Here is a 14,707-nt window from a genome sequence, read left to right on the forward strand (position 1 = left end):
GAGACCTTCCGGCTAGAGTTCAACCTCCTCTCTCGGTCCCTCCGAGAGGGAAGGGGCATTGGAATCGGCCACCCAGCGCATTCCGTCGATAACTTCCGCCAGTTCGGCCAGTGTCGGGCGCTCAAAGAGGTTGCGAAGCTGCACGTCGACGCCGAAGATCTTTCGCATGCGCGACACCGCCCGCACCACCAGGAGCGACTCCCCGCCCAGCTCGAAGAAGTTGTCGTGGCGTCCGATCGACTCGAGCTTCAGGAGTTGACACCATAGCGCGGCCAGCGCCTTCTCGGTCTCTGTCGAGGGGGCGGCGAAGACCTGCGCCGGCTGGATGTTTTCCGCCGTCGGCTCGGGAAGCGATGAGCGGTCGATCTTGCCGTTGGGCGTGAGCGGCATCCGCTCGAGGCGAACGTAGTGCGTCGGAATCATGGACTCCAGGAGTTCTTCGGCGAGGTGCGCGCGCAGATCCGCCACGGTCAGAGGTTTTGACGCGACATAGTAGGCCACAAGTCGTGCGATGCCGTCTTCGGTCGTCGACGGTTCGCCACGGCCGATCTGGGCCGTTTCTTGTTTCGCTGCTTTCGTCATCGAGGTGACGACGGCGCATTCGTGAACGTCCGGGTGCTTGAGAAGCCGTGCTTCGATCTCGCCGAGCTCGATACGGGTGCCGCCGACCTTCACCTGATGATCGGCGCGGCCGAGAAATTCCAGGCGTCCGTCCGAGTTCCAGCGGGCGAGATCGCCCGTCTTGTAGAGCCGCAGCTTCGAGCGCCCATCTCGGGGATCGGCGACCGTGCGGAAGCGCTCGTCGGTCAGATCGGGGCGATTGAAATAACCTCTCGCGAGACCGTCGCCGGCAATGAACATCTCACCGATGATCCCGGGGCCGGTGGGCTGATATTCTTTGCTGAGGACGTAGATTCCCGCATTCGCGGCCGGAACGCCGATCGGCACCGATGCGGATTGATCCCGGTCGGTATCGAAGCGGTGAATCATGCAGCCCACCGTGGCTTCGGTTGGTCCATACTCGTTGTAGATCTCGATAGGATGGGGAATAGCGTTGGTGATATCGCGCGCCAGCGCGGCCTTGAAGTCCTCACCGCCCACGATGAATTTGCGCAGTCTTGTGGTCTCTAGATTGCGGTCGCGGATCATCGCGAGATGCGCCGGCGTCAGCTTGATGATGTCCACCGCATTGTCGTCGATCACCTTGAGCACGACCATGCTCTGCACTCCGGGATCACCAAGATAGACCACGATGCGGCCGCCGGTGATGAGTGGCGTAAAGAGCGTTGTGACGGTCAGGTCAAATGCGAGGGATGAGAAAAGCGGCCATGTGAGGCTTTCGCCGGAACTGTACACCCGGGCCGCCCACCAGATGTAGTTCATCAGGCTCCGGTGCTCGATCTCGACGCCCTTGGGAGTGCCGGTCGAGCCGGAGGTGAAGATGATATAGGCGGCGCCGTCCGGCGTGGCAGCGGACGGTCGGGCCGAGGCCGGCTGATTCGAGATCGACTCGAGATCGGCGTCGAGCACGAAAATGTCGGCAAGGTTCGCGGCAATGCCCGAACGCAGGCGCGACTGGGTGATCGCCACGGGCGCCCGCCCGTCGGTCCCGTTGGAAATGTCCTGCAGGATTGTTGTGATACGCCCCTTCGGCGTTGCCGCATCCACCGGCACATAGGCTGCGCCGGACTTCAGCACGCCCAGGATCGCAACGACGACTTCAATGGAGTGCTCCATGAAGACAACGGCGATCCGGCCCGGGCCGACGCCGGTCGAGCTCAAATACGCGGCCATCTGGTTGGAGCGTTCGTCGAGCTGCCGGTAGGTCAGCGTTGCATCGCCAAAGCGGATCGCTTCAGCGTCAGGACTACGCGTCGCCTGGTCGCGGAAGAGATCGATGATCGTCCTGTCCGACGGATAGCGTGCTGCCGTGGCGTTGTAATCGACAACCAGCGCCTGATGATCGGAATCTTTCAGCAGGGGAAGCGCTACGCCTTCCGGCGCGATAGGTAGGACTTCGTTCATGAAATACGCTCCCGTCGGGAAAACTTAAAAAGAGAATCACGTCAATCGTTCTGCTTCTGGGTTGCCTGGCGATAGAGGTTCGCAATGGCAGGTGCGTCAGGTTCCATCAGCATCGAGGCTTCGTTGCAGTCATCGGGCCCGAAGTAAAATTCGGCATGCGGCACTACCCGCAGCCATCGGTGTGGCGCGGCACCCGATCGCAGCCAGGCTTTGTTGGGAAGGATTATGCAAACCCGACCCGAATACGGAGTGGGAGTGTACCGCTGAAAGGCCGCGATCGCCGTGGATTTGAGCAGAGCCCTGCTCGCCAACACCGGGTCTGTCGCGACAGGCTCATTGCTCTTGCCAACGAGGGGTACGAGGGCGCGGACGTGCTCGCGCAGGCGACTGCCGAAATATCGGAGACGGGCGCCGAATGTCGGCAGCTTCGCTGTCTCATGCAGGAACGATTCCGCCTTGCCCCTGGCAATAAAATACAGCCGGCGCGGCCATTCCCCATAGGTGGTGGGGTGAAGCGGGCCAAACAGCGCAACGCATGAGACCTCGGACTCGCGTTGTCCCAGGATTTTCGCCAGTTCAAAAGCTGTTGGAGCGCCCGAGCAATAGCCGACGATGATGTACGGACCGGTCGGCTGATATTCGACGATCTGGCGGGCGAAGTACTCGGCGATATCTTCGACGCGGTCCATCGGCTCGCTCTGCCCATCGAAGCCAGGCGGTTGGAGGGCGTAGAACGGTTGATCGCCGCCCAGGTGCTTCGAGAGGTCCAGGAATGAGGACGGTGCCCCGACATGACCGGGTACGGCGTAAATGGGCGTGCGTGTGCCGCGAGACTGCAAGGGAACGATTGCAGACGGTTGCTTGGCCGCGGCCGTGGCCATGTTCAGAAACGCGATGATCTCGCCCTTCCGCCCCTGCAACTGATCGCGAAGCTCCGCCGTCAGCGCGCCGGCCGGGGCGTTGCAGCGCAGCCGGTCGCCATCCACCCAGACCTTGATGTCCTTGACCGCGAGGTCTGCGAGCAGCTCCGAAAACTGCATCACATGCGCTGACATCGGGCTTTTCATCGATGAAACTGACATTTCCTGTTCCGTGCGCCATCGCGGCAACTTCGACTCCGGATGACAGTTCATTTCCGGACGACCACGCTCCCAACATATCCAGGTTGCGGTACGAAGCTTCGGACAGCCCAATCCCGTTCATCCCAGGAAATCGGCTGTCCCAAGCCACACCCCAGCGCCTTGGAGACAGCCTCCAGCCGGGTCCAGCGCTGGAGGAAGCCTTCCAGCCGGTCTTCCGGATCAAGGGCGGCGTAGGACTCGTATTCGGAGGTGGAAAGGCAGAGCGCTGCGATCTCGTCCGCTTCGGGCACAGGGAGGATTGCCTCGATGTCCACGCCGACCTCTTGCCTGATCGAGAGGGCGATGACCGCTACTTCTCCAGATCGCGAGACGCTGAAGCGCAAGTCGCGGGCGGGCATGCGGCGGGAGAGGTGGGGTTTGCCCAGCCGTCCATATTCCAGCTCGATCTCCGAGGGTGAAATTTCCAATCTGGAAGCGAGGACCCGGCGCAGTTGCCCGCGGTTAACAATGAAGCGGCGGTGATCGCGCTCCAATCTCAATCCCGCGGCGCGCCGATGTTCTTCCTCGTTGAGGCAAGCGCTTAGCTCCCGGATGACGTCCTGCTCCACATGGAGCATGAATGCCAGGACCTCCAGACCATCATGCTCGAGAACCGGCATGATGATCCCGGGTCTCAGCTCAACTGCTTTGTCCAGAAAGCTCAAAGGGGCGGTGCCGGCTCCGCGAGCCCCGCGTTCAAGTCTGCGATAGCCTGGCCCGTCAAAGGAACGACTATTTTCCCACTCGCTCTGTTCACAGGCACCTGTGCGAAAAGCCATCACAACTTGCTTTCTATTAGCCTCGATCCGGAGTGCCGCCGGTAGGTTGCGAACGGTATTGCGATGGGCATTCGAGCGGACTGCTGATTGAAATTTTAATCGCGCACCGCCATGGCTCAATCGACCATCGTAATTACCCATTTTTTGCCAGTTCCCATCCGGTGCCCCGGATTGGACGGCTTGAGTTGAGTGACTCGGTGGCAAAGCGCCGGGTCCTTCCGCCCAAGCGCAAAGCGGGGAAAATTCCTAGGGGAATTGGACCGCTAGACCGTCAATGGATGCAGTCCAGGCGTCAGCGCCTGCCCCGGCCGGCAGTCAGAAGGTGGGGGGGGGGAGCACCGACATGGCCACCTCGCTGACCTGGACATTGGTTCTCGCCAAAGAGCCCAAACCGATCGGCTAGGAACCAGCGCCGAATACGGAATACAGAGCCGCGGTCTTTTTTGGAAGATTCGTGGCAATGGTCCGTAGTATCCGCTTGGCACTGCGGAGCTTGGCCTCGATGTGGCGCTCGGGACTGTCTCTGCCGACAGCGATCCACGTCATGGCCTGCTCCCGATTGGCCAGATGGGACTTGTGCCCGCCGCCACCGGCCAGGAAGTCGTAGCCGCTTTCCCCGCGTGCAATGCTGTCCTCGATAGCCAGCACATGGCTGACGAGCCCGGGCTTGAGCCGGCTATCGCTCTCATAGAGAAAGCCGCTCTGGTAGTTCAGGACACGGCCGTCGTGCACGAAATTGTACACGACCCCAATAGTCTCGTTCCCAACCAGCGTCCGTGAGATGCGAACGGCTCCCGTGGGGACTCCGCGCGCAATCAGCTCCTCGTGAAACGGACGGAAGCCGGGATTGGCGAAGGCTCCCCTGCGTCCCCATCGCGACCGATGAAAGTCGCCCAGCAATTCGAACGCGGCGAGGGCCTCCGTCGTCGTTTCCATGATCCGGAGTTCAACGGGGCCGCGTTCGGCATACAGCCGCATGGCGCGGTTCACGGCCTGGCGCGTGCTGCGGCCCAATGTGGCGCGATAATCCCCCCCGCGCTGGCGGACCGGGGCAAAATCAACCCACAATGCCGCATCAGCCTTCTTCACCTCGGTCACGAGCCCGGCCCGGCCTGCGGCGCGACTGGCGGTCGCCTCAAGGTCCGGATCAATTCCGGAGAGCACCAACTGGTCCGAGCGGCGCAAACGCGACGTCAACGCATTGAGACCTGCCGATATGATGGCATCGGATTGCTCTGCAAGAATACCGTTGTACTCGATGAACAATCGGTCGAAACGAGTATCTCCCGTTTCGTTGAGCAGCCAGCGTGTCCGCGCATGCGGCCCGAGACTCCACGCCCTCCGCCGGCAAATAATCGCCAGGCCAACGATCTTGCCTGATGACCGGGCCACGAGGACGTGTGGTCGCGCGCCATCCGGGATATGCCGTAGCCAAGTGCCGATCCAGAGCCAGGACAGGAAGAACGAGTGAGTCACTCGCGCTTCGAGCTCCTTCCATGAGGATTCAAGCCACGCAATGCTCTCCAGGGCATCCAGGCTGACATCGGTAACCGTCTCAGGCATGCTTTCCCGTTCCAACGCCAGAGGGCTGAATGCGCGACGTGACGGGAATACCGAAGGATCGAGTTGCAATGTTCGCGCAAGATCCGATGATGGATGGCTCGTCACGCGCGGATTTCCCTCTGGCAGGCACGTCCTGGTTGGGCGTCTCTGACCGTTGTCTCGGCGGAGGCCGATCACGGAAACTATATCCGGAATTCGATCGAGGTGCGGACCCTTTCTGATTACCCACGGTAGCTGCTTGTGCCAGTGCAGCAACTGTGCCGAGGTGAAGCTGTGATCGACCGGGTTCGAGGCGGGTGCAGCGCGGTCCGGCCTTCGGCGTCCGACGGCCTCGATCCTCGGCCCGCTCATCGGGGCGTGTCATGGCTGACGTCCGATTTCTCACGTGGCGCTCGATCCCGAGGCGAGTTTTTCAAATCTCCGCCGTAGGTGATCCACGAGCAGTTCCGCACCGATCAACAGGCAGCCCGGATGTCCGCCAGGCACCTGTATCAATTCCAGGTGAGAGGTGAGATGCCGCCACGCTCGGCCATCGTGGTCGGCGGCGTAAAAGGCCACCGGGATCTCGAGCGGCGCCGGACAATACCGCGCCATTGCGATTGAATGAGCGTCCCACAACGCCGTTGGAATTGCGACCTTGGCGATCGCAGGCTGTTTGTTCGCCGGGAGCTTCAGGTGTCGCTCCAGTCTCACCATTTGCTCGAAGGTCCAACGCAAGAGATAAGGCGAAACCAGCGGCTTCAGCAGCCCCAGGATCGCCCGTGGCATTGGACGGGCACTGACGGTCGGCGGGTCCACCATCGTAACCAAATCAACCGTGTGGCCGGCTGCCGTCAGCTGGCGGGCCACTTCGAATGCCACCATGGCGCCATTGCACTTGCCGCCCAGAAGAAAAGGACCGCGCGCTTGCCTTGCCAAGATGAACGGCAGGCGGTCGGCGGCCATCGCCTCGATCGAGCCCGGAATCGGCTCGCCATGAAGACCGTGGGGATTGATCGAGATGATCGGATAATCCGGCCCCAGAAGCTCTACCACCCGCCGAAGACTCGCGTGGCCGCTGACAAGGTCGCCGTTGAAGAAGTACAGCGGTGACCGCGTGCCAGGCCCATGGGGCTGGAAGAACGGCGTCGTCCACGTGTCCGTTGGTGCGGAAACCCTTGCGGCAAATTGCCGGACGGTTTCTGCCCCGAACATGATGGTTTCCGGCACGGGATAGCCGACGAGCCGCTCGACCTCGATCAGCATCTCCATCGCGAGAAGGGAGTCTCCGCCGCTGGCAAAAAAATCATCGTCAACGGTCACGGCCTCGTTCTTGAGCAGCCTGCGCCAGAGGGTCAGCAACTCGGCTTCCAAATTCAACGGCCCGTTCGCGACGGGCGCCGGCGTCGTCGCCTGGTGCCCCCGTGGCCGGTCGACCAGCTCGCGCAGACGTCGCCGCTGAACCTTTCCCGTCACCCCCTTCGGCAGATGGTCGAGCGTCAGAATGCGTCTCGGAATCTTGAACGAGGCCAGCTCGCGTTGCAGGAACAGGCGAAGCTCCGCAGCGCTCGCTTGCGCGCCGCGATGGGGGACGATGGCGACTGCGACGTCCTCGCCCAGGCGCGGATGCGAGATCGCGAAGGCCGCAGCTTCGGCGATTGCCGAATGTCGCAACAGCGCGGCTTCGATCTCGGCGGGAGAGATCTTCTCACCGCCGCGATTGATCAGCTCGCTGAGGCGGCCGTGCAGCGAAAGGAAGCCGTCCTCGTCGAGGCTGCCGATATCGCCGGTGCGAAACCAACCCTTCGTGAAAGCGGCTTGATTGAGTTCCGGCGCATCGAGATAGCCCGACGTCACGGTCGGTCCACGAATCCAGATCTCTCCGTGCTCGCCGGCTGCCAAGGGATGCCCATCCTCGTCAACGACAGTCACGATATCGGGCCAGGGTCTCCCGCATGTGCCCGGCCTGTTCGGACCGGGTGGAAGCTGGTTGGCGGCGATCTGCGCCGCCTCGCTGGAGCCGTAATGCTCCAGCACCGGCACCCCGAGAGCTTGTTGCAGGCCGTCCTGCACGGCCCTCGGGAGCGGCGCGCCGCCCGACATCGCGAACCGCAGAGTGTGTGCCGCCCGTGCATTCTCGAGGCTCTGCGCCTTGTCCAGCACCGTGGTGTGAAGCGTCGGGCCTGCCGAGTACCAGGTCGGCCGCAGGACATCGAACCACTCATCGAGTGCGACGACGGCACTGTTCGCCGGGATGGCGATGCTGCCTCCGGTCAGCAACGGCGTGAAGACCGTCACTTTGAGCCCATGGGAATAGTAGGGGGGCGACACGCTCAGGCATCGGTCCCGGGACGTGAGGCCGAACCAGGCCCGAAGGCGTTCGGCCGCCGCCAGCATATTGTCATGACTGAACGGAATGAGCTTCGGCTGCGCGGTCGTGCCCGACGTCTGCATAATGAAGGCGGGGGAGCGCGAATCCGGCTCAGCGTCGATGGCAGGGAAGCCGCCAACTTGCACGGCGATCTCGAGTCCAAGCTGGCCCTGTCCGACCGGAGCGGCTTCTATGACGGCAAGCGTTCTGCAGGCTGCGGCCTGGCGAGCTTCAGGGGCACTGCCCTGCAGCACAACGAGGGCGCTCAAGTTGAGCATGTCGAGACGCTGCTCGATTTCAGGCAGGGAGAGGCGTGGGTCGAGGGGCACCGCGACGCTACAGCAGGCGACTGCCACGATGGCGAGAATCGCCTCCGGGCCGTTCGGCATCAGGATCCCGATCCGGGTGTTGCAATCGAAGCCGGCCAGGCGCAGCCGCCGGCGGATTGCGTTCAACTGGCGTTCAAGACCGTTGTATGTCAGAGGCTCGAAAGCGCTCGAGACGATCGCCGGCTGGTTCGGAAACCGACTGGCAGTTCGAGCGACGACCTGGCCTATTGTGAGTCGGGGTTCCGACTCCCCATGGTCGCGAGCGTGGAAGCTCTCGGAACACATGGTGGCGCCAGGCGTCTCGTTGTCCAGAAGCATTCCGTCCTACCTTGAACAACGTAAGTCGGTTGGCAGGACCATAGCCCGGCGCTCCCGAAGATGCCTTGCTGTACAGCAAGTGAAGGCAGCAATTAAGGATTAGCCAATAGTCGGTGCGTCATCCTGCCATCCTGCCGATCGCGACCATTGCTGAGTGGTGGCGTAACCAGGCGGCGGCGCGACTTGAGCTTGCCGATGAGAGCAGTCGTCTGGCTTGCGCGGGATTGAGCAGGCCTCGAACAAGCCAGAAATTCTCGAAGACGCAGATGGCTCTCGCCGACTACGCGCCGCGATAGCCATTCGGGTTCTTCATCTGAAAATGCCAATGGTCGGCACACATCTGCGTCAGTGATCGCGTTGATGTCCAGCCCAACAGGTTCCTCGCGAGAGTTGGATCGGCATAGCAGATTGCGACGTCACCGATCCTGCGTTGGTCGATCACATACGGAACTGGCCGGCCACTCACTTCCTTGAATGTCCGGATCACGTCCATGACGCTACTGCCGCTTCCTGTCCCGAGATTGATCGTCAGAAGGCCGGGTTGTCTCAGTTGGCGCAGGGCGCTCAGATGTCCGGATGCAAGATCGACAACGTGAATGAAGTCACGGATCCCGGTGCCGTCCGGAGTATCATAGTCGTTTCCCCAAACATGCACCGTCGGACGTCGTCCGATCGCCACTTGTGCCACAATCGGCAACAGATTGTTCGGCACATCCAGGGGATCTTCTCCGATCAGTCCGCTTTCGTGGGCGCCAACCGGATTGAAGTAGCGCAAGATGGCGATCCGCCAATCCTTGTCGGACTCATGAAGATCCTTCAGTATTTCTTCGATGAAGTATTTTGTGCGGCCGTACGGATTGATCGGTGCGACAGGATGCTTCTCGTCCAGCGGCAGGTACGCGGGTGTCCCGTAAACGGTTGCGGATGAACTGAAGACCAGCGTCTTGACGGATGCTCGCGTCATGGCCGACACGAGCCGCATCGTTCCCACGACGTTGTTGTCGTAATAGGTGATGGGTTGAGCGCTGGACTCGCCCACCGCCTTGAGGCCGGCGAGATGAATGACCGCAGTCACGTCGTGGGCGCGCAGGATCTGGTAGATCGCCTCTTCATTGCGAATATCGGCATGCCGGAAAATGACCGATCGCCCGCAGATGGCTCGTATCCGTTCGAGAGAGGCGCTGTTGCTGTTGGAAAGATTGTCGACCGCGACGACATCGAGCCCGGCGTCGAGTAGGGCGACAGCGATGTGGGATCCGATATAGCCGGCACCGCCGGTCAACAAGATCATTTCCGCTTCCGTTTCGCGTCTGCGTGGTCAATGCTCGCCGCGCGCGGGAAATCATCCCGCGCGGTGATGCCGATGCGCCAGACCGGACGAGTCTCAGCTATTTCCGCAGTCGGATCGCCCCGTCGGCTTTTGAGCTCATGTCCTTGCGGGTATGGCCGTTGGTGAGGGAGACCTCGAAGTAGTTCTCCGCATGGTCGATCGCGCCAAGTGGCGCCGGCCGGCCCGCTCTCGCGATCTTGGGAATTTCCCGGCCAGGTGGGATGAGCCGCTCGGTCACGTCAACGATCTGATGCGCCGAACTGCTGTTTCTCGACCAAGCCGCAGATCGATGGTTCAATCCCCAGATTGCTGCCTGCGTTCTGTTTTGAACCCGAATCTTGCGAAGGATCGCCTTGATGTGAACCTTCACCGTGGCTTCGGCAATCTTGATCTTGCGCGCAATGCACTTGTTGGAATCGCCTTCAATCAGGCACTGCACAATTGAAACTTCCCGCGGCGAAAGTTGCTGAGCCAGCGTGTCATCTGCCGTTGCGACGGCATGATCGTCATCGTTGGGCACAGGGGTATCGTCCGCCTCGCGCTTCTCGGTATCGAGAGCGGACTCCAAAAATGCCGGCGGGAATACCGTCCCACCCATCATGACGAGTTCGATGGACTTGATGAACGCATCGCAGTTCATCACGTCGATGAAATATCCGGTGGCGCCGGCTCGGAATGCGGCAACCAGATCATTCAGATGAAAGTGATCCGCGACAACAGCGACACGTGCATCCGCGTGACGGCGCTTGAACGAGTCGATTTGCTCGACTGTCGGGCGAAAATCATCGCCACTATGAACGATGAGGAACAATGCCGGACTGGCAGCGGCTTTCTGAAGCGCCTCGTCGCTGGGCCAATCATCGGCGTCGTATATTGAGGTTAGGACGAAATTCTCCGAATTTAGAATTCTTGCAAGGCCTTCTTTGCGAAGACTATTTTCACCAACCAGCGCAATGGCAAAAGGATATCGTCGTCTCATGGAAACTCTCCCGGACGCTACAATGATACAAGCGGTTGAAGGGTTGAACCCGGTTCATTTTTGGTGGCCCGCCCAGCTGAAAAGAACGACGTAAAAACAAGCTTCCTCAGATTCGGTCGATAGAACAAACCTGGGACGAAAAGCGCTTAACCCACTCTCAAAATATTTAAGAATGTTAGATGCTAATCCCCAATATCCCTATATACCGTTGGTTATAGGCATTTGGGGCCGCCAAACTGACGAGGGTGGTCTCTCGGTCCTGGTCGACAGGCACTCGCTGAGGGTGCGTCGGATCGTCGCTGCGATTACGCGTTGTGAAATCATGTTTGTCGGCGCGCTCCAGGCGGTAGATTCACGGGACCAAGCGACAACAAAACCTTACTGAAATGTCTCATATTGGAGTAACTTATTAATGACATGGGCGCCGATCTGAACTGAGGGGGACTGAGGGTTGATCGGAAATGCATTTCAGTCGTGTAGTCATTGCCAGTAGATATCCAGTCGTTTTATTGGGTCTGAACTGCCTGCTCGAAGCAGAGCGTGATTTCAAAGTTGTTGCTCGCTGCAATGATATCGCGAACTGCTTCAAGGCAATACAGAGCCTCGCGCCCGACATCGCCATTTTGGACATGTCGATGCCTGACATTTCTGGGCAGGCCATGCTCGAGGTCGCAAACTCCGGGGCGCTTGGTGTGCGGCTCGTGTTTCTTGCCGCCTCGGTTGAGGATCGCGATCTCGCCATGCTCGCAGCAGCGGGAGCTTGCGGTGTTCTTCTGAGCGAGGAGGAGCCCGAAACGCTCTTGCAGACGTTGCGGCAAGTCGCCGACGGCCAGAAGACGTTGCCTCCGCCCTCGTACGAAGAAGCCATCCCTTATACGCAAACGACGATCCCGGAGAAATATCTTGCGGTGCTGACGGACCGCGAGCGTCAGATCATGCGTTTGGTGTCGGAGGGCCTTTCGAACAAGGAGATTGGCCGCCGTCTGAAGGTGGCCGACGGTACCATCAAGGTCCATCTGCACCACATCTTCCGCAAGCTCGAGATCAGCAACAGGACCGTCCTTGCTACGCTCGCCGTCTCATATTCCGGGCCGACCGGGTCTCCATCCGTCGAATAGCGGCGACGGACCGGCGTTTTTCATCGAGCTTCGTGCGCGATGATCATCCCCGCTAGGCCAACGGGCTGTCTGTCCGCCTGGAGATTGCGGAAAACGAGCGTCGCAAGGCAGTTGCGATGAAAACGCCTGCACAGCAGCCGGCGCCTTTGACGAGCATGTCCTTTACGTATCCATGTCTGTCGGGGAGCAGTCTTTGGATGAGCTCGAAGCCGACGACTATAGCGAGAAGGACGAGCAGGATTGGCAGCACGTGCTTCGGATAGGCGAGCGAAAAGGCGACCCCGATAATGAACAGAGCTGCAAAACGATCGATGTTCGCCGATATCAACGTGTGCGGACGGAATGCCAGCGGTGTATCGGTGACGATGAAGAGGCCTAGGATCAAACCCCAGGCCAAGCATCGGAATACGGTTTGCGTCATCCCTTGTGGTTCAGCAAGAGCGCAGTAACCTGGTTTCATCATTCGCATTCGCAACTACTCTTCAGGCGTGTCAGGCGTGGTCGTCTTAAAAAGATGGATCGTCGTTGCACGATGGGGGTCAAGCTCAATTGCCGATCACCATGGCGGGCTAGGTTTTGCCAAGCCACTGGCCAATGTCTCTGGATCCGATGACTCGTTTGGGCCGGTACGGGTTGATCGTTCCAGCTGAAAGTCTCTCGATGCGCTGGTCCTCCGCCAGTTTCCTTGTGAACTGCTTCGCATCCTGTTCGGATACGAATGTCGCAGTCCTTCGTGCGTGCCTGTCGGGCGGAGCATCGCGTTGATCAATGAAGGAGACGTACCAGATGTGCCTTGCTGTCATGCGGGACCTCCGAGGTCAGGTCTAGGCGCGAATACAAATTCGAGACACCAGGCGGTGATATCTGAAAGCTGATCGGCAGAAAGCTTCTTCTCCATTGTGGAGTCGTGATTGGTTTCTGCGAGCCAAAGCAGGCCGGCGATTGGTCCGTCCACAATGGACGGGAATTGCAGCTTTCGCGCAGCGTGTCGCCGGGGCTTTCAGAGTACTCCTCCAGGACATCAAGCTTGCACGCTTCGCTCCATCGCGAAGTTTTAAGATGGCCACGAGGCGCCGCAAGCGAGCGCTGCGTTCGCTGCTATTCATGCCGCAATGGAAAACTGAAGGACGAACAGTGACTGGCCGCCCGGCTCGGGGCTGTCGCTGATTTCGACATGCCAGCGAAGATGACGCAAGAATGGCTCCGTCACGTCGTGCTTGAGTATCTCGCCGCTCAGTTCAATCGCCGTCGTCCGTGCGGCGAAAATGTCGGGAAGATCCAGGCCGACATCATCGAGCACTGAATGGCCGCCGTGGATATGAAAAAAATACCGCGGCATTGATGTCTCCGGATGAGGCGAACATTCCGACGACTGCGACGAGCTCGACGCATCAAAGTGGTGTCATCGCACCACGGTGAGGCGGACGGCAAGCCGCTATTCTAGGAGGGCGGATCATCATTGTTGGGTACCCCGACGTGGACCTGCACGATGATCAGTTCGGAAGGTCGAGCGACGCATCGGGTCGAGAGAGGAGACCAGCCGAATTCGTGCCGGCTTGTCGGCACTGAGCCAGCGATTCGGCCGTCGTGATTTTGAGACAATGGCAAGCGGCCGGCAGGATGCCGAGAACGCCGCTCGTCACCGCGAATACAATCACGCCGTTGCAGAAGCAGAGGCAGGCGGACCAGCGGGAAACGGCTACGGACCACCGGACGCGCCGAGATCTCTCGGATGGTCAGGGAAGCATGCGGCAATACCTAACAGCCGAAGGTAACGAGCAGCATTTTCGCGACGGCCCCCGGTACTCGCCAAGCGCGCCGGCGATCAATTATTTGTGCGGTGCGGCAATATTGATATTGCATTGCAATAATAGCTGACTAACTCTGCTTCTCACGTGCCACTGAGGAGCCTTCCGTGATCAAGATTTCCCTCTCCACCCTTGCCGCCGCTCTCGCGATCGCAACCGCCGCGTCCGCTGCGGAGCTTCCGACCTATGAGGCCGCGGGCCTGCCGATCTCGGCGGTGCAGGCCGGCGTGATCGGCGCCGCCAATGCCCGCGAGCAAGCGCCGGTGGCGACGACGTCGGCGACGCCGCATCAGCTCAGCGTTCTGACGCCCCGCAACAAGATGACGACCGCGCGGGCCGCTGCCCGCACCGACCGCTCGGTCCACTGATCGGCATAGCCGTTCCCGGAAGGCCCGCGACGACGTCGCGGGTCTTCGGCGGGCCAATCCTCCTAGGCCAAAATAGATCGCGCCGCCGCCAGGTCGCGCTTGCCGGCGGGCGATACGCCTCACGCCGTTGGCGCGAACTCCCGCAGGTGGAGTTTGATTGCGACGTCGACCTCGTCCGGGTGATCGACCTGAGGCAGTCGCCGAGGTCGAGAAATGGTGGCCGATCGTCAAGTCGGCGAATATCAAGGCGGAATAGCTACAACGATGATTTTCGGCGTGATCGGCAGATGCGCGCCAAGGCATCCGCTGTCATGGCAGGGCGGGCAGCTTGCAGGCCCGGCACTGGAAATCGTCGCCGCGCTCGTCGGCGCGAACTTCGAATTCCTCCGAGACCCGAACAATTCGGTTGCGAAGCGGGGCGACCTCGGACAGCTCAGCGTGGCCCGTGCGTCGGCATTTCGGGCACCGCAGGATCTCAATCCAGCTGGAGTGGGTCATGGCGTGGTCTGCAATCGCTCGCGCAATGATAACCCCGTCTGGCGCGAAGAAAATTGATCCAGCTCAAAAACGCTGCCGCATCTCCTCCAATTCCGCACCTGTTCAAACGCCAAAGCGTTTC

12 protein-coding genes are annotated in these 14,707 nt (G+C 60.5%); 3 read left to right on the plus strand and 9 right to left on the minus strand.

What is annotated here, in order from left to right:
• Positions 1 to 12: 12 nt before the first annotated feature.
• The 7 genes from QA635_RS02895 to QA635_RS02925 form a co-directional block, all read right to left on the minus strand.
• A complete protein-coding gene (locus QA635_RS02895) occupies positions 13 to 2,025 on the minus strand; it encodes a non-ribosomal peptide synthetase (RefSeq protein ID WP_283066770.1) in 2,013 nt (670 codons plus the stop codon).
• Between the two features lie 41 nt (positions 2,026 to 2,066).
• Positions 2,067 to 3,107, minus strand: coding sequence for a thioesterase domain-containing protein (locus tag QA635_RS02900; RefSeq protein WP_283066773.1), 1,041 nt, complete (start codon positions 3,105 to 3,107; stop codon positions 2,067 to 2,069).
• Between the two features lie 47 nt (positions 3,108 to 3,154).
• The gene (locus QA635_RS02905) at positions 3,155 to 4,066 is read right to left on the minus strand and encodes a 4'-phosphopantetheinyl transferase family protein (protein ID WP_283066775.1); all 912 of its coding nucleotides are present in this window, start codon (positions 4,064 to 4,066) and stop codon (positions 3,155 to 3,157) included.
• Positions 4,067 to 4,324: 258 nt separating this feature from the next.
• Positions 4,325 to 5,488, minus strand: a complete 1,164-nt coding sequence (locus QA635_RS02910; RefSeq protein ID WP_283066777.1) for a GNAT family N-acetyltransferase — start codon at positions 5,486 to 5,488, stop codon at positions 4,325 to 4,327.
• A 381-nt stretch (positions 5,489 to 5,869) separates the two neighbouring features.
• Positions 5,870 to 8,485, minus strand: coding sequence for an AMP-binding protein (locus QA635_RS02915; RefSeq protein ID WP_283066779.1), 2,616 nt, complete (start codon positions 8,483 to 8,485; stop codon positions 5,870 to 5,872).
• A gap of 280 nt (positions 8,486 to 8,765) precedes the next feature.
• On the minus strand, positions 8,766 to 9,776 hold the full coding sequence (gene galE / locus QA635_RS02920) for a UDP-glucose 4-epimerase GalE (protein ID WP_283066781.1): 1,011 nt from the start codon (positions 9,774 to 9,776) through the stop codon (positions 8,766 to 8,768).
• Between the two features lie 97 nt (positions 9,777 to 9,873).
• Entirely contained in the window at positions 9,874 to 10,794 is a 921-nt protein-coding gene (locus QA635_RS02925; RefSeq protein ID WP_283066783.1) for a LuxR C-terminal-related transcriptional regulator, read from the minus strand.
• A 461-nt stretch (positions 10,795 to 11,255) separates the two neighbouring features.
• On the opposite strand from QA635_RS02925, the gene QA635_RS02930 reads away from it, so the two are divergent.
• The gene (locus QA635_RS02930) at positions 11,256 to 11,912 is read left to right on the plus strand and encodes a LuxR C-terminal-related transcriptional regulator (protein WP_283066785.1); all 657 of its coding nucleotides are present in this window, start codon (positions 11,256 to 11,258) and stop codon (positions 11,910 to 11,912) included.
• Between the two features lie 52 nt (positions 11,913 to 11,964).
• On the opposite strand, the gene QA635_RS02935 is transcribed toward QA635_RS02930, so the two are convergent.
• On the minus strand, positions 11,965 to 12,381 hold the full coding sequence (locus QA635_RS02935; RefSeq protein ID WP_283066787.1) for a VanZ family protein: 417 nt from the start codon (positions 12,379 to 12,381) through the stop codon (positions 11,965 to 11,967).
• Positions 12,382 to 13,014: 633 nt separating this feature from the next.
• Positions 13,015 to 13,251: a DUF6894 family protein gene (locus QA635_RS02940; protein ID WP_028335246.1), complete on the minus strand. Its 237-nt coding sequence runs from the start codon at positions 13,249 to 13,251 to the stop codon at positions 13,015 to 13,017.
• Between the two features lie 576 nt (positions 13,252 to 13,827).
• On the opposite strand from QA635_RS02940, the gene QA635_RS02945 reads away from it, so the two are divergent.
• Together QA635_RS02945 and QA635_RS02950 are read left to right on the plus strand one after the other, a co-directional pair.
• Entirely contained in the window at positions 13,828 to 14,088 is a 261-nt protein-coding gene (locus tag QA635_RS02945; RefSeq protein ID WP_076834843.1) for a hypothetical protein, read from the plus strand.
• Positions 14,089 to 14,301: 213 nt separating this feature from the next.
• Positions 14,302 to 14,643, plus strand: coding sequence for a hypothetical protein (locus QA635_RS02950; protein ID WP_283066792.1), 342 nt, complete (start codon positions 14,302 to 14,304; stop codon positions 14,641 to 14,643).
• Positions 14,644 to 14,707: the final 64 nt, after the last annotated feature.

The sequence above is a fragment of the Bradyrhizobium brasilense genome, assembly GCF_029714345.1.
GTDB lineage: Bacteria > Pseudomonadota > Alphaproteobacteria > Rhizobiales > Xanthobacteraceae > Bradyrhizobium > Bradyrhizobium australafricanum.

Excerpts from the sequence above, each read along its gene's own strand:
- QA635_RS02895 (WP_283066770.1), bottom strand. The coding sequence starts at position 2,025 with ATGAACGAAGTCCTACCTATCGCGCCGGAAGGCGTAGCGCTTCCCCTG.
- QA635_RS02900 (WP_283066773.1), bottom strand. The coding sequence starts at position 3,107 with ATGTCAGTTTCATCGATGAAAAGCCCGATGTCAGCGCATGTGATGCAG.
- QA635_RS02905 (WP_283066775.1), bottom strand. The coding sequence starts at position 4,066 with ATGGGTAATTACGATGGTCGATTGAGCCATGGCGGTGCGCGATTAAAA.
- QA635_RS02910 (WP_283066777.1), bottom strand. The coding sequence starts at position 5,488 with ATGCCTGAGACGGTTACCGATGTCAGCCTGGATGCCCTGGAGAGCATT.
- QA635_RS02915 (WP_283066779.1), bottom strand. The coding sequence starts at position 8,485 with ATGCTTCTGGACAACGAGACGCCTGGCGCCACCATGTGTTCCGAGAGC.
- galE (WP_283066781.1), bottom strand. The coding sequence starts at position 9,776 with ATGATCTTGTTGACCGGCGGTGCCGGCTATATCGGATCCCACATCGCT.
- QA635_RS02925 (WP_283066783.1), bottom strand. The coding sequence starts at position 10,794 with ATGAGACGACGATATCCTTTTGCCATTGCGCTGGTTGGTGAAAATAGT.
- QA635_RS02930 (WP_283066785.1), top strand. The coding sequence starts at position 11,256 with ATGCATTTCAGTCGTGTAGTCATTGCCAGTAGATATCCAGTCGTTTTA.
- QA635_RS02935 (WP_283066787.1), bottom strand. The coding sequence starts at position 12,381 with ATGCGAATGATGAAACCAGGTTACTGCGCTCTTGCTGAACCACAAGGG.
- QA635_RS02940 (WP_028335246.1), bottom strand. The coding sequence starts at position 13,251 with ATGCCGCGGTATTTTTTTCATATCCACGGCGGCCATTCAGTGCTCGAT.
- QA635_RS02950 (WP_283066792.1), top strand. The coding sequence starts at position 14,302 with ATGGTGGCCGATCGTCAAGTCGGCGAATATCAAGGCGGAATAGCTACA.